16 protein-coding genes are annotated in these 18,505 nt (G+C 37.9%); 4 read left to right on the top strand and 12 right to left on the bottom strand.

Annotated elements, in window-relative coordinates:
• The first annotated feature begins 44 nt into the window (after nucleotides 1-44).
• Both Q0Y70_RS00250 and Q0Y70_RS00245 read left to right on the top strand, forming a co-directional pair.
• Complete coding sequence (locus Q0Y70_RS00250) at nucleotides 45-785, top strand: GntR family transcriptional regulator (RefSeq protein WP_297815072.1); 741 nt, start codon at nucleotides 45-47, stop codon at nucleotides 783-785.
• Nucleotides 786-925: 140 nt separating this feature from the next.
• Complete coding sequence (locus tag Q0Y70_RS00245) at nucleotides 926-1,636, top strand: MgtC/SapB family protein (protein WP_297815069.1); 711 nt, start codon at nucleotides 926-928, stop codon at nucleotides 1,634-1,636.
• A 53-nt stretch (nucleotides 1,637-1,689) separates the two neighbouring features.
• On the opposite strand, the gene Q0Y70_RS00240 is transcribed toward Q0Y70_RS00245, so the two are convergent.
• The gene (locus Q0Y70_RS00240; protein WP_297815066.1) at nucleotides 1,690-3,618 is read right to left on the bottom strand and encodes a translation factor GTPase family protein; all 1,929 of its coding nucleotides are present in this window, start codon (nucleotides 3,616-3,618) and stop codon (nucleotides 1,690-1,692) included.
• A 227-nt stretch (nucleotides 3,619-3,845) separates the two neighbouring features.
• On the opposite strand from Q0Y70_RS00240, the gene Q0Y70_RS00235 reads away from it, so the two are divergent.
• Nucleotides 3,846-4,997 carry an Mbeg1-like protein gene (locus tag Q0Y70_RS00235; RefSeq protein ID WP_297815063.1) on the top strand — a complete coding sequence of 384 codons (1,152 nt, stop codon included), beginning with the start codon at nucleotides 3,846-3,848 and terminating at the stop codon, nucleotides 4,995-4,997.
• A 74-nt stretch (nucleotides 4,998-5,071) separates the two neighbouring features.
• Here the strand turns inward: Q0Y70_RS00235 and Q0Y70_RS00230 are convergent, their stop codons facing one another.
• A complete protein-coding gene (locus Q0Y70_RS00230) occupies nucleotides 5,072-5,560 on the bottom strand; it encodes a hypothetical protein (RefSeq protein WP_297815060.1) in 489 nt (162 codons plus the stop codon).
• 31 nt (nucleotides 5,561-5,591) lie between these two features.
• On the bottom strand, nucleotides 5,592-7,469 hold the full coding sequence (locus tag Q0Y70_RS00225; protein WP_297815163.1) for a flavocytochrome c: 1,878 nt from the start codon (nucleotides 7,467-7,469) through the stop codon (nucleotides 5,592-5,594).
• A gap of 138 nt (nucleotides 7,470-7,607) precedes the next feature.
• Between Q0Y70_RS00225 and Q0Y70_RS00220 the strand changes: the two genes are divergently transcribed.
• Nucleotides 7,608-8,534 carry a LysR family transcriptional regulator gene (locus tag Q0Y70_RS00220; RefSeq protein ID WP_297815057.1) on the top strand — a complete coding sequence of 309 codons (927 nt, stop codon included), beginning with the start codon at nucleotides 7,608-7,610 and terminating at the stop codon, nucleotides 8,532-8,534.
• A gap of 75 nt (nucleotides 8,535-8,609) precedes the next feature.
• On the opposite strand, the gene Q0Y70_RS00215 is transcribed toward Q0Y70_RS00220, so the two are convergent.
• The 9 genes from Q0Y70_RS00215 to gyrA form a co-directional block, all read right to left on the bottom strand.
• Complete coding sequence (locus tag Q0Y70_RS00215; protein WP_297815054.1) at nucleotides 8,610-9,500, bottom strand: ROK family protein; 891 nt, start codon at nucleotides 9,498-9,500, stop codon at nucleotides 8,610-8,612.
• Nucleotides 9,501-9,613: 113 nt separating this feature from the next.
• Nucleotides 9,614-10,993, bottom strand: a complete 1,380-nt coding sequence (gene dnaB, locus Q0Y70_RS00210; RefSeq protein WP_297815051.1) for a replicative DNA helicase — start codon at nucleotides 10,991-10,993, stop codon at nucleotides 9,614-9,616.
• Nucleotides 10,994-10,999: 6 nt separating this feature from the next.
• Entirely contained in the window at nucleotides 11,000-11,455 is a 456-nt protein-coding gene (gene rplI, locus Q0Y70_RS00205; protein ID WP_297815048.1) for a 50S ribosomal protein L9, read from the bottom strand.
• A gap of 12 nt (nucleotides 11,456-11,467) precedes the next feature.
• Nucleotides 11,468-13,486 (bottom strand): DHH family phosphoesterase, encoded by a 2,019-nt coding sequence (locus Q0Y70_RS00200; protein ID WP_297815044.1) that lies wholly within the window; start codon nucleotides 13,484-13,486, stop codon nucleotides 11,468-11,470.
• Between the two features lie 187 nt (nucleotides 13,487-13,673).
• Complete coding sequence (locus Q0Y70_RS00195; RefSeq protein WP_297815042.1) at nucleotides 13,674-14,591, bottom strand: magnesium transporter CorA family protein; 918 nt, start codon at nucleotides 14,589-14,591, stop codon at nucleotides 13,674-13,676.
• A gap of 98 nt (nucleotides 14,592-14,689) precedes the next feature.
• Nucleotides 14,690-14,926: a 30S ribosomal protein S18 gene (gene rpsR / locus Q0Y70_RS00190; RefSeq protein ID WP_008471430.1), complete on the bottom strand. Its 237-nt coding sequence runs from the start codon at nucleotides 14,924-14,926 to the stop codon at nucleotides 14,690-14,692.
• Between the two features lie 26 nt (nucleotides 14,927-14,952).
• Nucleotides 14,953-15,468, bottom strand: coding sequence for a single-stranded DNA-binding protein (gene ssb, locus Q0Y70_RS00185; protein WP_297815036.1), 516 nt, complete (start codon nucleotides 15,466-15,468; stop codon nucleotides 14,953-14,955).
• A gap of 37 nt (nucleotides 15,469-15,505) precedes the next feature.
• Nucleotides 15,506-15,802 (bottom strand): 30S ribosomal protein S6, encoded by a 297-nt coding sequence (rpsF, locus tag Q0Y70_RS00180; protein WP_297815033.1) that lies wholly within the window; start codon nucleotides 15,800-15,802, stop codon nucleotides 15,506-15,508.
• 191 nt (nucleotides 15,803-15,993) lie between these two features.
• Complete coding sequence (gene gyrA / locus Q0Y70_RS00175; protein WP_297815030.1) at nucleotides 15,994-18,501, bottom strand: DNA gyrase subunit A; 2,508 nt, start codon at nucleotides 18,499-18,501, stop codon at nucleotides 15,994-15,996.
• Nucleotides 18,502-18,505: the final 4 nt, after the last annotated feature.

The raw sequence follows: 18,505 nt of genomic DNA, 5'->3' as shown, positions 1-18,505 counted from the left end.
TAAACTGATTTTGCAAAATTTGAAAGATTGTTAGGTGGACTTATATGGCGAAATACGAAGAAATACAACAAACATTGCTTAAGAAAATTTCAGATGGAACCTATCCAGTTGGATCAATCATTCCCAAAGAACTTGAATTAGCTAAAAAGTATAGTGTTAGTCGCCCCACCGTTAATCATGCAATTCAAAATTTAGTAAAAGATGGTTTCCTTGAACAAAGAAAACGGCGTGGCACGATTGTAAAAAGAAATAAAATTGAGCAAGAGTTTACCCATGTAATAAAAAGTTACAATGAAGAAATGGAACAAAACGGTCTCCAAGCTAAAACAAAAGTCTTATTTTTCGACCTTGTTACTCCCCCGCTAGAAGTTCGACAAGCTTTTGATTTAGACGAGGAAGAAAAAGTTTACAAGTTGATCAGACTACGTTTTGCTGATGATGATCCGCTTGTTTTGGTTACTACATATTTACCAGCTTCTCCTCTTCCTAACTTAAAAAAAGTAGACTTTACTCAAAGATCTCTTTATGATGAATTAGATTCAAGAAAATTGGGTATAACTCATGTCATAAGAAAATTAGAAGTTAAAAATGCCGATAAAACTGCTAGTACCTTTCTAAACATTGAACCCGCTTCAGCCGTATTTCTTTTCCATACTTTGGGTTATACAGCCTCAGGTGACAAGCTTGAATATTCTATCGCTACATATCGTGGAGACAAGAACTATTTCATGATTGATATAGATCAAAGTAATAGTGGTTCAATTAATACTAAATTATCGCTATAAATAAAAATCAAACATATTTTAAAGGCTCAGATTAATACGGATCTGAACCTTTTTGTGTTTATTGAATTTTTCTCACCCACAGATTTTTTCACCAAAAAGGACTAAAATATGAAGCAGTATTATATATAGGAGATCTTCATATGTCATTGTCATCATTAGTCGGCGTACCCACTCAAATTGATTGGCTGCTGCGGATTTTAGTTGCTGCATTATGTGGCAGCGCAATTGGTTATGAGCGAGCAACTCAGCGCAAGAGTGCCGGAATCAGAACTCACATGGTTGTCGCAGTAGCATCTGCATTATTCATGATCGTTTCAAAATACGGCTTCTTCGACTTGCTCAGCATGCACGACATCGCGCTGGACCCATCAAGAATTGCCGCTCAGATCGTTACCGGTATTTCCTTCATCGGCGCCGGAACCATTTTAGTTAGAAAAGAACAAATCTCTGGTTTAACTACAGCAGCTGGCGTCTGGGCAACCGCCGCCATCGGTATGGCTGTTGGTGCTGGAATGTATTTGATTGGTATTATCAGTACCGTATTTTTGTTCTTCATCCAAATTCTATTTCACGACGATTCCTTCATTAATTTCATCATTTTGCACGTTCGCTTTACAGTTCAAGTTGATGCAAACAACCATCCCGGAATTTTAGATGAATTAAAAGATTTTCTTTCTAAAAATGAAGTGGAACAAATCTCAATGAAAATCATCGATGTGACAAGTGATCGAATTATTGTTAACGTCGATGGCATTATTAGGAACCGTAAGGACGAAAATGACATCATCCTCGCCCTTGAAAAAAACAGTGATGTCCACCGTGTAAATTATAGCCGCGGCGGAATGAATTAGATAAAAAACGCCTTTGAAAATTTTCAGAGGCATTTTTATTTCCCAGGAAATATTTAAATTGGATATTGGTATGGAAATTGAGCAGCTTGGGGCACATCTTGCCAAACAACAGTATGACCAGCCCCATGCGAGCAAAAAACAGAGTTAGGTGTATTTTCCAAATCAGATTCTGGATCATAGTTTTTTTGGGCAATGACTTCTTGCGCATTGTGACAATCAAAATAGCCTTTGACGATGCATTCAAGATTTCCCTGACCATGAGTATAAGCGCGCACTTCTTTGGCGTAATCTCTCATTTGGGCAACTGGTGCACTTCCTGTTAAAATTACGTACTCGCCCTCTTCTTGTGGCGCATCAAAATGTCCACCCATTTTTTGGATATCATTCATCGCACGGCCCACTTGATCTTGGCCAACTTCTAAACGAAAGTCATACCATGGCTCAAGCAGCTTTGTTTGAGAACGCAGATTTAATTCCATTAATCCCTGGCGAACTGCTCGCCAAGCAGCCTGCCTAAAATCTCCACCAACAGTATGGACGTTGCTACCTTTGCCGCCAATGAGCGTGATCTTCATGTCAGTTATTGGGGACGCTGTGAGGACGCCGCGATGCTCCTTGCTTTCAAGTGCAGTCATAATTTGATGTTGCCAATTTTTAGTCAAAACTTCTAAACTGCACTTATTTTTAAATTGAATCCCGCTACCAGCTGGTGCTGGCTCAAGCAACAAATGGACTTCTGCATAATGACGCAGCGGCTCAAAATGACCAACTGCTTCAATTTTATCTGTGATAGTTTCGGCATATAATATACTGCCTTCTTCAAATGCAACTTTTAAATTGAAGCGCTCTTGCATAATTTGTTCTAGTATTTCTAGCTGAACTTGACCCATAATTTGGACATGTATTTCTTGCAGGTGCTCCGACCACGTGACATGCAAGCTAGGATCCTCATCTTCTAGAATTCGTAATTTTTCTAAGCAGACATGGATATCATTATTTAATGGATTAAGTTTATAAGTTAAAACCGGTCGTAGCGAATTTTCAATTATATCTTTTTGATTACCTAATCCTTGGCCAGGATAGGTGGAGCTTAAGCCAGTAGCCGCGATAACGACACCGGCAGTAGCTACAGATTTGATTTCAAATTTTTCACCATTATAATTTCGCAGCTGATCAACTTTTTGACCAGGTAATACTTCGCTTTTAGCTTTTAATTCACCACCTATAATTTTGAGCCGCGTTAGCCGTTGTCCCTTCTCATCATGAGAGATCTTAAAAACGCGAGCTCCAAATTCTGAACCATAGCTAGGCTGGATGGTCCATTTTTCTAGTCCTTTTAAAAACAATTCGATATTTTCTAGCTTTAAGGCCGAGCCAAAATAGACTGGAAAGACTTTGCGGTCAGCTATCATTTTTTGAATTTCTTCGTCATCGATGTCACCTTGCTCAAGATATTTTTCTAAAACTTCTTCATCGCTTGTTGCGACATTTTCATAAAAGTCATCATCTTTGTTTGTAAAATCGACTGCATTTTGACTGAGCGACTTCTGAATTTCTTTTAGAATTTTATCTTTGTCAGCGCCTTGAGTATCCATTTTATTCACAAAAATAAAAGTTGGAACATTATGATTTTTAAGTAAGCGCCACAGAGTTTTCGTATAGCTGGTAATCCCATCTGCAGCTGAAACAACCAAAATTGCATAATCCAGTGCAGTCAATACTTGCTGTGTTTGGCTCGCAAAGTCAATGTGGCCGGGAGTATCTAAGATCGTTAAGTGAAGATTATCTGTTTGAAGCTGGGCTTGGTGAGAAAAAATCGTGATGCCGCGCTTTTTCTCCAACGCATCAGAATCTAAAAACGCGTCCCCATTATCGACTCTTCCCAGCTTACGTAAGCTGCCAGCGGTATAAAGAAGTCCTTCAGTTAAAGTGGTCTTTCCTGCATCAACGTGTGCAAGAATTCCAGTAATTAATTTTTTCATAATAGTATTTCCTTTTAGTTAGCTACTTTTATTTTTGTTCAAGTTAAGAAAATATGCAAAATTATATTTCCTGGGAAATTATTTCTCACTCAATTCTATACATTAATACTATTTGATCAGAATTTTTGACTATTACTTTAAGAAAGTTCCATTATTAAGATATAATAATCTAGTTTAGATTAACAATATTAAAATAGGAGTAAATACTTTAAAGAAAGGAGTATTTGATGCCTAAATTATTAGACTACATTCGTTGGCGTGGCGACCTCAGTTTCGAAGTCGAACCTTTCAATAGCGTCGACGCTGCTTTATTTGCTCACTTGATCTACTTACCTTATGATTCATCAGTAGGCGGTCACAAGATTGGTGAAGCCTCAAAAAGACTTTTATTCAAGCGAACTAAACCTTACCAACTTAACAAAATGGACACAACTGAACTTGAATTAATGCCATTAAGTGATCGCTATCGCAAAATGGAAATTCTTGATTGGACCGACTACATGCAAAAAAAGCCGGCAGTTCAATTTACTGCTGCTACAACTCGACTGAATAAAAATACGATTATTGTTGCTTTTCGTGGAACTGATGGTTCGATGATCGGTTTAAATGAAGATGTCGATATGTCCTATCAGCCCCAAATTGTCGGTCAGTCAATTGCAGCCGATTATTTAAAAAGCGTAGCAAAAAAGTATCCCCATGATTTCATTTATACCGTTGGTCACTCCAAAGGAGGTAATTTGGCGGCTTACGCTGCTTCTGCTTTGCCAATTGCTGATCAAGATCGCATTATCAAGGCATTTAGCTTTGATGGACCAGGCTTTATGCGGTCAACTTACTCAAGCCCTTCTTTTCAAAGAGTTTTACCAAAACTAATCACTTATGTACCCGAGGAATCAATTTTCGGTATGATGCTCGATCACCCAGAAAGAACGCTAGTCGTCCGCAGTAATGCAAAAATGTTAAAACAGCACGACCCGCGCAGGTGGCGTGTTGCACGAAATGGGTTTGTTTTAGCACCTGGCTTAACTAACTCCAGTCGGATCATTCGTCATTCCTTTATCTCTTGGAATACGCAAATTCCTCGAGAAAAGCGCGAATCTCTCTGGCTCGCCTTATTCAGTGCCCTTGAAAATGAAAAGATCACTGAATTCAACCAACTAACTGCTAACAAGCTTCGTGGTGCAATTCAATTTAGCCATGCCTATCTTTCTTTAGATCCCGAAGTTCGCCTTGTTGCAAATGAAATTATTTCTGATATTGCAGCTACTGCTCGTGAGCACATCAATATTCCATTTGTAAACAAAGCAAAAATTCTAGAGCCGTTGGGCAATGACTCTAGCAAAGGACCAATCGTAGATGACTCATATGATGGTTCATAAAGTTTCACGTGTAACAAAATAACCTCCCTTTTCAACTTTGAAAAAGAAGGTTATTTTTTTAGATAAAAATTTAGTTAAACTGATTTTGGTTCTGGTTTACCTAAAATCATAGTTGCGACTCTTGTTCCTGCCCAAACAGCGATAAACGATGCAAAATAAGACACGATAAAGAAAATCAACCAATCATGTAAACAGCCATTAATCCAGGTTTGCATTCTTGCAGCTTGAGGAATAGCTGAATTATAAAAAATGCTCTGTCCACTACAAATTAGGGTGTTGAAAGTGTTCAAAATTGCAGACGGAATAATTGCCTGTACCAAATTAAAGCCAACTGTTCCTTCTTTTAGTCCTACTGCATTAGCCAGCCAATTGCCCCAATCATTGTATGGGACAAATAAACTAACCATAAACACAATCATGAAAATTTCTGCCCATAATTTAAAAATTACTGTCCAATTCATTCCTAAATTATCAACTAAGGCTACAGCGATTGCCATCACCAATCCCATAATTAGAGAAAGTACGGTGGTAATTATTGTGCCAAAATGACTTTTCAAAAACATTTCGACTCAACTCTTTTCCATTCCATCCAAGTTAATGCATTGATGCTCCACTATTGGCATCACTATTATTTTCCTCAAAAGCAGTATCAGCTGCGATACGTCCAAAAGTGAAAATATCTGCTAAAGAGTTTCCACCTAAACGATTTCCGGCATGAATACCGCCAGCATTTTCACCAGCACTATAAAGTCCCTTAATTGCTTGGCCTTCTTTATTTAAAACGCGAGCTTTAGTATCAATTACTAATCCTCCCATCGTGTGGTGAATAGCAGGCTTACGAGGTGTTGCATAAAATGGTGCAACTTCGCACTTTAAGCCAAAGACGTTCTTATGAAATTCTGGGTCTTGGCCGCGATCAACATCTTCGTTATAAGTTTTTATTGTTTCAACTAAAGTTTCTGGATCCATGCCAACTTGCTTAGCCAAATCTTCTAACGTATCAGCTCTAAATAAAGTTCCTGCTTCAACTTGGGCATCAATGGATTCTTGAGTTGTGTTATAAGCTGTTTCTTTGATCTTGTCATCGGCAATTAAGTAAAATAGACCGCCATTAGCAATTGCTGCTTTTGCCAAAGTATCACGTTCAGCAAATTCATTTACAAAACGTTTTCCCTTTTGGTTAACCATAATGAAGTTAGCCGGTGGAGTCTGCAAGCCAGTAAACAATTCACCAGTCTTGGGATCAGATACTGGCATCAATTGGATAAAGCCCATTCCAAATAAGTCGGCTCCTGCTTCAAGTCCCAGCTTAATTCCATCCCCAGTAATAGCTGGCGAGTTGGTAGTGGCAATATCGTCATCAATACTTTCCCAATAAGTATTGTATTTTTGAACCATCTTCGTATTTGCGCCAAAGCCACCCGCAGTTAAAATGACCGCCTTGGCATGCACAGTAACTTTGCTGCCGTCTTTTCTTTGAGCAACTACGCCTTTAACTGCGCCATCTTCAATAATTAAGTCTTTAGCAGCCGTCTCAGTCAGAAGATGTGCACCATGTTCTTTAACCCAGTCACCTAACACGTGAATGTAAGCATAACCCATTGGTTCAACTGGCTTATGGCCACGCCGCCAAAGTCCACCAACTGGTTCAGTTACCTCCTCATTATCAAACTTAACACCTAAGTCAGCTAGCCATTTAACGGAATCCAAAGCATTAGTTACTAACTCATGAACCAAAGCATATTTACCATGAATTTCTTTACCATTTAAATCAGTTCTCTTCCCGCCCAAGTAAGTTTGAATTTCATGAAGTAAAGTCGAATCAAACAAATAGCTGGCACCAGAATCTACATAATCTTGAATTTGTTTTTGTAATTTTTTAAAGTCCTCTTGGTATTCAGGATCAATCTCTTCAATTGGAGTTGCAGCTAATTCTTCCAAAGTTTCCTTTTCACCAGCTAAAGACTTGAATTTTTTTTGCCAATCCGCTTCAGCCGCATTCATTGGGCCACCTGCACGGCTAGTATTACCACCGATTTGAGGATATTTTTCTAAAATAACTACATCTTCACCCTGTTGAATTGAACGAACTGCTGCAGCTAAACCAGCACCACCAGCACCGACTATTGCCACATCAGTAGTAATCTCTTGATCTTGGGCTTTTTGAGAAGCTGGCTTTTGGCGTCTTTTCCATTCATCACTATCGCCACCAGCCATTTCAATTGCTTGGGCAACACCATCGATTACTCCATGACTTGAAATAGTCGCACCTGATACACTATCCACGTTTAAAGTTTGATTATCAACAATTTCTTTAGGTAATCGTTTAAAAACTTCATCCGCAACTCCACGGGTTTCACCACTCGAATCGATATTAATATCTTCGATCTTATCTTCACCTAAGGTTACTTGCATTGGCATGAAACTTGAGCCATGTCCCTTAGCTTTTACTTCGTATTTTCCGGGCTTCATATTCATAATTTATCTTTCTCCTATAGCGCTTTCATTACTTTATAGTTCTATTTTATCGACCATTTATTTTTAAGTGAAATAGTTTTATTACAAGTAAGCTATAATAAAATTGTTATCGCAAAAAATTGAGGTGATATTATGAATGACCCAGAAGAATTACTCCACACTCTAGATATACTTTTAAAAGAAAGCAATTTTACAAAAGCGGCTAGCGAACTCTATATTTCTCAGCCTTATTTAACCCAGCTGGTTAAACGCATTGAAAAAAAGATTGGTGCAAAAATCATCAATCGAACTTCTCAGCCTTTTACTTTGACTGAAGCAGGTCTTATTTTTTATAAATATCTGGAAAATGTATCTTATAATGATCAACAATTGCAACGCCAGCTTGCCCAATTTACTCATCCGGAAAAAGAGGTTATTCGTATTGGGATTTTAGAAAGCTTGGGTTCTTATTTACTTCCTGAAATTCTTCCGCCCTTTCTTAAAAAGCATCCCAATGCTGAAATTCAGCTCTTTGAAGCTTTTCCAAGAAAAACTGAAAAACGTCTATTAAACGAAGAAATTGACTGCTATATTGGTCAAACACCGGATGCCATTGCTCGCGGACTCGACTTTTTCATCAATGGCGGTGAGCAATACTATATCGTCATCCCTTCTAACTCCAAATTTTTCCAGCCAAACAAGTTTATCTTAAATCCAGACGAATTAAATATTAAAGACCTCTTGAGCCAACCGCTAGTTCTTAGCCAACCAGAATCAGCGATTCGACACCAAGTTAATGGTTTGCTGCAAAAGTTTCACGTGAAACCAAATATTGTAATGGAAAGTAATAGTGTAATTACTGTTGCTAATCTGGCAGTTAATGGCATTGGCTTAACTATTTCCTCAGCGAGCATTTTAAAACGTCTGCGCCATCAACCGGTTAACTTATTACCACTTGATCGAGACTTAATTATGATTAAATTCTTTATTGCCGTTAAACAAGGTCGCAAACATTCCAAGCCCATCAAAGACTTAATAAAAACTTTTCAAGAAATCACGTTAGAACAAACTATCCATTAATCCAAAAATAAAAAACGGGGACCGGAAAATTTCCGATCCCCTTTCGAGTAGTAAAGTATATTAAATTAGTTAAACTTATTTATTCTTATTTTTTAAAGCTTCACGAGCTAATTCAAAATCACCTAGCGTAGCTGAGCCATTATCTGCAACTGCTGGCGACACAATCAAATCATCTAGATCTGGTGTAGCAACATAGTTGTTGTTAAATTGATCAAAGAATTTTCTAACCTTAATTAGATCATCTTCATTTAAAACAGATCCGCCCACAACCATAACGTCAGGACGCAAGGTCATGTAAGCATTGTACAAGCATTGAGCTACATAATATGCCACATAAGTGAAGACTTTATTGTCTCTACTTAATTTTTCACCAGGAATGCCAGTTCTAGCTTCAAGTGAAGGACCGGCAGCCATCCCTTCTACACACTTGTTTTGATGGAATGGACACTGGCCTTCGTAGTCATCACCAGGGTATGGAGTCACTAAGGTATGTCCAATTTCTGGGTGGTTGTTTAAGCCAACAAACTTACCAGCTTGAACAATTCCTGCTCCGACTCCAGTTCCGATAGTAATGTAGAAATAAGATTTGCTGTTGTCTTTTCCGCGAGCAATATATTCACCATAGCAAGATGCATTTACATCTGTTGTCATTACTACTGGAATGCCTAATTCTTTTTCAAAATATCCTTTTACATTAGTACCAGACCAGCCACGTTTTGGAGTATCCAAAATATAACCAAAAGTACGTGAATTAGGATTGATATCAATTGGACCAAATGTTCCAATTCCCAAGGCATCTACTGGATGCTCTTTAAAAAATTCCGCTGTTTTGGTTAAAGTTTCATCAGCAGTAGTAGTTGGAATTCTCTTTTTTGCAACAATTTCACCAGTTTCGGCATCTTGCACTGCAGCAATAAATTTAGTTCCACCAGCTTCAATACTGCCAAGATATGTTTTTTGTGTCATCTCATTTCACCCTTTTTCATATAAAAATATAGATTTTTATCTCATACATGCTTCTATATTATAGAAAAGATCACCCTAAAAAGTAAGTGCTTTCAAAATAAAAATATTATTTACTATCTTTGCGGAGTATCGTGAGCGTAATCTAAGTTTGAAAAACGGTTGTACGGCTTTGAGAACATTAATTTTACAGTTCCGCGGCTACCAGACCGGTTCTTTTCAATGATTACCTCAACTTCTCCATTATCTTGCTCAGCTTCCACTTCACCTTCGTCGCTATCTTCTTGCTCATCGCGATAGTAATCATCACGATATAAGAAGGCAACAATATCGGCATCCTGTTCAATAGAACCTGATTCACGAATATCTGATAAAACAGGGCGCTTATCTTGGCGCTGTTCAACAGAACGTGATAACTGTGATAGTGCAATAACTGGAATATGGAGCTCTTTAGCTAATTTTTTCAACTGACGAGAAATCGCAGAAACTTCTTGCTGACGTGATTCACTACGTGGACCTTCAATTAATTGCAAATAGTCGATAACAATTAAGCCTAAGTTTCCCTTTTCTTTAGCTAAGCGACGTGATTTTGCACGAATTTCGCTCATTTTAATTCCGGGCGTATCATCAATATAAATACTCGTCCGATCAAGTGATCCAGCTGCAACTACCAATTTTTGCCATTCATCTTCAGTTAACTGACCAGTTCGCAAGTGCTGTGAGTCAATAAGTCCTTCTGAAGCCAGCATTCTTTGCACTAACTGATCAGCTCCCATTTCTAGAGAAAACATAGCGACAGTTTTGTCAGTATGAAGTCCTACAAATTGGGCCACATTCAAGGCAAAGGCAGTTTTACCTACACCAGGACGCGCCGCTAAGATAATTAACTCATCCTCATGAAAACCTGTTGTCATCTTATCTAATTCTTGAAAACCTGTTGGAAGCCCCGTCACCATATTGCCATCGTCAGGAATATCATTGATTGCTTCAACTGTTTCATTTAAGACGTCATGAATCGATTTAAAGCCCCCAGAAGCATTTTCTTGAGAGACATTCATAATTGAGCTTTCGGCATTATCTAAGATGTCAGTGACGCCGTCTGAGCCTTCTATGGCATTTTGGATGATACGCTGACTTGTCGTAATTAAATTACGCAATAATGCCTTGCGTTTAACAATCTGAGCATAGTAGGTAATGTGAACTGCTGTTGGAGTTGCAATTGCCAATTGAGAAATATACGCAATTCCTCCAATATCTTCGAGTTGATTTTTCTTTTTTAACTCATCTTGCAAAGTAACGACATCAATCGCACTACCGCGATCAGCAATATCGATCATCGCACCAAAAACCAGACGATTGGCATGTTCATAAAAATCGTCTGGCTCTAAAATATCTGATGCCTCAATAATAGCTTCAGGGTTTAAAAAAACGGCACCTAAGACCGCTTTTTCTGCTTCACTATCATGAGGAATTTGTTGAGAAACAACATTATCCATTTTTTATTAATCTTGCTCCGTAATATGAACACGAACAGTGGATTCAACGCCCTTAAATAATTTAACTGGGACATTAGTATATCCTAAGGCTTTGATTGGTTCTGGCAATGATAATTTGCGCTTATCAATTTTAATGCCGTATTGTTGCTCCAAGCCTTCGACAATTTTCTTACCAGAAATTGATCCAAATAAACGTGAATCAGTACCAGCTTTTGACTTAAAGTTAACAATAGTCTTATCGTCTTCAAGCTGCTTTTTAATTTCTTGTGCTTGGGCTTTTTCTGCTTCATAAGCATCTTTTTCAGCCTTTTCAAGACGCTTCAAAGTATTCAAGTTTGAACTAGTAGCTTCTTTAGCTAAACCCTTTTTAATCAAAAAGTTTTGTGCGTAACCATCTGGAACGTTCTTAACTTCTCCTCTTTTACCTTTTCCTCTAACGTCTTGAGTAAAAATAACCTTCATAACTAATTACTCCTATTCATTTTCTTTTAAATATTCATCAATTGCCTTAAGCAATTCATCTTTTGCCTGCTCGACTGTCACATCTTCAAGTTGGGTAGCCGCATTAGAGAGGTGACCACCTCCGCCCAATTTTTCCATGATAACTTGGACGTTAATTTCGCCCATTGAACGAGCAGAAATGCCTACAGTGTTCTTACTACGTCTTGCAATTGCAAAACTAGCATCGACATGCTCAAGTGACAAAGCAGTATCGGCTGCTTGAGCCACAATTACTGGATTATAGATTTTATCATCTTCACCCATTAAAAGTGCCATATCTGGCTTGATCATTTCAATAGTTGAAACCAGGTGGTTACGCTGGAGATAACTATCGATATTTTCTTTTAATAACTCAGCCACAACAGTTGAATCAGCTCCGATAGAGCGCAAGTAACTTGCTGCATCGAAAGTTCTCGTTCCAGTTCGAAGTGAGAATTCCTTGGAATCCACTGTGATACCTGCTAGCATTGCAGAAGCTTCAAGCGGACTTAAAACTCCCTCACCACCTTGCGGCTGATATTCAATCATTTCTGTTACTAACTCACAAGTTGATGAAGCATACGGTTCAATATAAACCAGCATTGGATTTTCAGGAAACTCTTCGCCACGTCTATGGTGGTCTATCACAATTAAACGATTTTTCAATCTGTTATATAGTAACTGATCATAAGTAATTGAATACTTAGAGTGATCTGTTAACACTAATAATGAATCATCGGTTGCCTCATCTAATGCATCCCCGGGACTAATAAAGATATCTTGATCAATCCCTGCCGCTTTCATTTTAGCAACTAATCGGCCAACATCATAGTTAACATGTTCAGTATCTAATACAACATTTGCTTTAACACCATGAACTTGAGCAATTTTTACAATTCCGATGGCTGATCCGACTGCATCTAAATCAGGGTTCCTGTGTCCTTGAACAAAAACGTGGTCCACACCCTTGAATAACTCTTCCAGAGCTTGAGAAACCATTCTCGCACGCACACGGGTCCGTTTTTCCATTGGGTTAGACTTACCACCATAAAAGCGGGCATCTTTACCAGGCTGCTTAACTACCACCTGATCACCGCCTCGACCTAAAGCCAAATCCAAATTAGATTGAGCCTGATCAGCGATTTCATTCAAGCTTTCAGATCCAAAAGCAATTCCGATTGATAAGGTCAATGGCGTGTTACGACGACTTGACTCTTTTCTAATCTTATCTAAGATAGAAAACTTATCATCTTCCATTTTATCTAAGTCTGAAACGTGAGCCAACAAGATAAAGTGATCTTCGTCAATTCGCTTCAAATAAGCATGAAATTCTTTAGCATAGTCGTTGAGTGATTTTTGAACATAAGAACTCATATCCGTTAAATCTTGATCACTCATTGCCTGACTTAATTCGTCATAATTATCAATAAAAATTAAGGCAATTGCCAAACGTTGTTGCTTATATTTTTCTTCGATATTTGCATACTTGGTAATATCAAAGAGATAAACTACTCCGAGATTATTTTGAACTACCATTTCAAATTTATGATTGCCCCAAGTAATTACTCGATTTTGAGAAGTTTTATCGTTAATAGCTTCATTGATAAACTTATAAAGTTGCGGATCAACTGACTTAATTGACGATCCAATTGCGTCTTTATCCTTTAAATAAAGCTGTAAATATGGGTTTACCCACTGAATCTGTTGGTCATTATCATATAGCAAAATACCTAGCGGCATCTTAATCATGGCTTCTTGTTCACCACGCTTGATGCGATAAGACAAATTAGCGGCATAGTTGTTGGCATTGCCAGCTAAAACATAGGTCCCATAAACTGCAAAAGCACAAGTCAAGATAAATAGCAAAAACATCGCTAAGCCATACAAAGGACTAATCAAAAAACCAATGATAGCTCCTAATAGCGACAACACTAAAATAATAATTAGCGAAGCTGTTAATCTTGAATCCTTAATGAATGCAGGTAATTCTAATTTTCGTAAAAAATCTTTCATAAAGATCCTCTCTGATCGCATTAACATCTAGAAAATAGTGTACACTGCGTTACTTTATATTATACCCTAGTAAAAGCTGATTTGTGGATAAAATAAAATCCAGTCAATGTTTCTGAGTTATACACATGTGGATATGTTTTAAATTTAAAAAGAGTAATCCTTCTTCTGAATCACTCTTTTCGCTTTATTACATCATGTCATGTTTTTTCAAATACCACAACAAAACTAACATAACTAAAACTGTCCCTATCGTTATTAAAATCCAGTCAATTGTACTATTTAAAATTGGTAATTTAACGTTCATTCCAAAAAATCCTGTCACAATCGTTGGAATCGTCAAAAGTAGTGACCAGACAGTTAAGAACTGCATAGTATTGTTTAGGTTATTGTTCAAAATATTGTTAGAAGTCTTAGATATTTCTTCCGTCACTTCATTATAAATTTTTACCATTTGCGATGACTGCTGAACTTCGATGATAATATCATCACACATTTCTTCTTCGGATGCGTTCATATGAAGGCCAGACTTCTTATTTTTAACACTATCAAGCATCATCAAGTTGGTCCTAATTGAACTAGATAAGAAAACCAAACTTTTTTCTACCTGAGCTAAGGCCTGCAGGTCTTTGTTTTTAATTCTGCCACTTAAATGACTATCGAGCACAATCCGCTCACTATTTAGCTGACTTAAGGCTCTTTGGAAGTATTTTGTCACCGAAAAAAGAATTGCAAAGACTAACTCTTTTTCACTATGAATTGTCTCATCTGTTTTTTGCCTAAAATCTTCAATCATATAAGTTGTATCTGGGGTATGCACTGTAAAAAGTGTGCCGCCAACCATCAAAAACTTAATTGGTAATGTAGTAAAGTGGTCTGCATCTTCCGTCGGCCAAATTGGCACATCATAAACGAACAAGTCACTATTAGTAATGTAGTCGTGATCAAAGTGAGGACGTTCATGAAGGTCGTTGATATAAGAAATAATCTCTGAAGTTAGATGGAATTTGGATTTAAGTATGCGAATATCATGATCATCTAAATTATAGATATCATACCATTTATACTGAAAATCATATTGGCCTGGTAAACTTTGCTTAATGATCATTGTCCAATCCCCTTTTTTAGCTTGCAGTACTATAATAACGCAATAGCTAACAAAAAAGAGTACCCTGGGGTACTCTTTTTTTATTTTTTGATCTGTTTTTAGTCTTCTGCAACGAATGGCAATAAGCCCATAACGCGAGCTCTCTTGATTGCAACAGTCAACTTACGTTGATTCTTTGCGCTAGTGCCAGTGACACGACGTGGTAAAATCTTACCTCTTTCAGAGATAAAACGTTTCAACAAATCAACATCTTTGTAGTCGATGTAATCGATATGGTTAGCAGCAATGTAGTCAACCTTACGACGACGACGGCCACCTCTTCTTTGTTGAGCCATGTTCAAAGATCCTTTCTAGTTAAAATTTAAAATGGGAGATCATCATCTGAGATATCAATAGGATTACCTGAATCTGCAAATGGATCTTGTGGTTGCTTTGTAGGAGCATTGTTGTTAGTGCTTGGAGCACTATTGCCACCAAAGTTATCTGTACTTGGTGCACCAGCATTATTACCAGCTTGTGGTGCAAATCCTGGATTACTTTGACGATTTTCACGATCGCGACGTGATTCTAATAATGAGAAGTTATCTACAATTACTTCAGTAACGTAAACACGCTTACCATCTTTATCATCGTACGTTCTCGTTTGAAGACGTCCTTGAATACCAACTAATGATCCCTTTGAAGTAAAGTTAGCAAAATTCTCTGCAGCTTTACGCCAAATTACACAACTGATAAAGTCAGCGCCACGCTCGCCTTGGCTATTAGTATATTGACGATCAACAGCTAGAGTAAACGTAGCAACTGAGATTCCACTCCCAGTAGTACGTAAATCAGGATCACGTGTTAAACGGCCAACAAGTACAACATTATTAATCATACTAGTGTCCTTCCTTTCCTAATTCACGAAAAAATAATTACTTGTCTAACTTAACAGTCATTGAACGTAAGATTTGGTTATCAATACGTGAAAGACGACCAAATTCGTTAACTGCATCTGCGTTATCAGCAGTGAAAGTTAAGATGTGGTATGTACCTTCACGGTATTTATCCATTTCGTAAGCGAAACGTCTCTTACCCCAATCCTTAGATTCAAGATCTTGAGCACCGTTGTCGGTTACAATCTTGTCAAATCTTTCGATCAAAGCCTTCTTTGAGTCTTCATCAATGTCAGGCTTGATAATGTAAGTAACTTCGTACTTAGTTTTTGCCATATAAATGCACCTCCTCATGGACTAAATGGTTCTTGTTTAAAATCAAGAACAAGGAGTAATGAATAATATTACTCACAATCCTTGATTCTATCACAGAAACAAAAAAATTACCAAACTTTTTTCACGTGATCCTGAGCAAATTGCTCATTATTTATTACACGAAAAGTTGGTAATTTTATTTTTATTCTAGATTATTCATCAGAATTCTCTGAATTATTGTTTTGACTAGCATCTTCTTGAGAAGCCTCTTGGCTTTCTTGCTCATCAGAAGGTACCGCTGTCACACTGGCAACTTTGGCGCCATCATCAACACGAATTAAGCGAACACCTAAAGTTGCACGACCAGTTTGAGAAACATCATTCACATCAAATCTGATCATAACGCCAGCACTAGTAATTAACATGATGTCTTCATCACCATTAACTACAGTTACCCCAGCTAATGGACCGTTCTTTTCACCGATGTTGGCCGTCTTAATACCTTTTCCGCCACGTCCTTTAACCGGATATTCACTAGCACTAGTACGCTTACCGTATCCTTTTTCAGAAATTACCAAAACTTCTGAATCAGGTTCTAAGATATCAGACCCAACTACGTAATCATTTTCACGTAAGTTGATTCCGCGTACACCAGCAGCTGTACGGCCCATTGCACGGACGTCTTTTTCATTGAAAGTTACTGCATAACCTAAGTGAGTACCAATTAAAATGTTTTGTTTACCATTCGTAGTCAAAACATTGTTCAATTCATCCCCGTCACGCAAAGTAAGTGCAATCAAACCACTACGTCTAATGTTGTTAAATTCACTAACGTGGGTTCTCTTAACAGTTCCTAACCGAGTGACAAAGAATAAGTAATTATCATCTGCTCCTTCAGGAACATTAATTACAGCTTGGATCTTTTCACCCTTATCTAACTGCAATAAGTTAATGATCGGCAATCCCTTAGCATTTCGACCAAATTCAGGAATCTCATAAGCTTTCTTAGAGTAGACCTTTCCTAAGTTAGTAAAGAAGAGCAAGAAATCGTGGGTGCTTGAGAAGATCAGATGGTTAATAAAGTCATCATCTTGAACTCCCATTCCTTTAATTCCACGACCACCGCGGTTTTGAACTTTAAATTCACTAGCTGGCATTCTCTTGATATAGCCGTTGTGAGTTAAAGTTAAAAGAACATCTTCTTTTTCAATTAGGTCTTCATCTTCGATAGAAACCACTTCACCGGCTGCAATTTCAGTTCTTCTGTCATCACCAAAACGCTTTTGAATATCAAGCAATTCATCGTAAATGATCTTATCAATACGTTCAGGCTTAGCCAAAATGTCTCTGTAATCAGCAATTTTTGCTTGCAATTCTTGATATTCAGCTTCGATCTTATCGCGCTCTAAACCTGTCAAACGAACTAAACGCATATCCAAGATAGCTTGAGATTGACGATCATCTAGGCCAAAGCGAGAAATTAATTGTGCCTTAGCAATGTCACTTGTCTTAGATCCACGAATAATCTTGATGATTTCGTCAATATGATCTAAGGCAATTCGTAAACCTTCCAAGATATGAGCACGAGCTTCAGCTTTTCTTAAATCAAACTTGGTTCTGCGAGTAATAACATCTTCTTGGTGGTCCAAGTAATATTGCAGCATTTGCTTTAAAGTCAAAAAGTGCGGTGCGCCATTAACAATAGCAACCATATTGATTCCAAAGTTAGCCTGCATTTGGGTTTCTTTGAATAAATTATTCAAAACGACACTTGCACTAGCATCGCGGCGAATGTCAATGGTAATTCTCATACCAGTCTGGTCAGATTCATCACGAACCCCAGTAATACCATCAATTACTTTTTCGCGGGCTAAATCTGCAATCTTTTTAACTAATTCAGCCTTGTTAACTAAATATGGAATTTCGCTGACTACGATACGTTCACGACCGTTTTTTTCAGTTTCAATGTTGGTCTTAGCACGCACAACAATGTTTCCTTTACCACTTTCATAAGCGCGATAAATTCCACTGCGTCCCATGACAATACCACCAGTTGGAAAGTCAGGACCAGGAATAACTTTCATCAAGTCCTTAACGGTCACATCTGGATTGTCCATCAACATATGAATTCCACTAATGACTTCTGCCAAGTTATGAGGCGGAATATTAGTTGTCATACCAACAGCGATACCGCTAGCTCCGTTGACTAATAAGTTAGGAATTCGGGCTGGTAAAACAACAGGTTCATTTTCAGTGTCATCGTAGTTACGCTGCCAATCAATAGTTTCTTTATTGATATCGCGAAGCATTTCAACTGCAATTTTACTCATACGCGCCTCAGTATAACGCATTGCGGCTGGTTCATCGCCGTCAACAGAACCGAAGTTTCCGTGTCCGTCAACTAACATGTAGCGATATGAGAAATCTTGAGCCATGTGAGCCATTGCCAAATAAATTGATGAATCTCCATGTGGGTGGAACTTACCCATAACTTCCCCAACAATTCTGGCTGATTTTTTATATGGCTTATCAGGAGTAACACCTAATTCATTCATTCCGTACAAAATACGGCGCTGTACTGGCTTTAAACCATCTCTAACATCTGGCAAAGCACGCGCTACGATAACTGACATAGCATAGTCCAAAAATGAACTACGCATCGTATGAGTCAGATCAACGTTACGTATTCTGCGATCTTGCATTTGATTATCGTTATCCATTTAA

The sequence above is a fragment of the uncultured Lactobacillus sp. genome (assembly GCF_947367085.1).
In the GTDB taxonomy this organism is placed as follows: domain Bacteria; phylum Bacillota; class Bacilli; order Lactobacillales; family Lactobacillaceae; genus Lactobacillus.
Note: the sequence above shows the minus strand (reverse complement) of the source record. Positions and strands in the feature narration are given on the sequence as shown.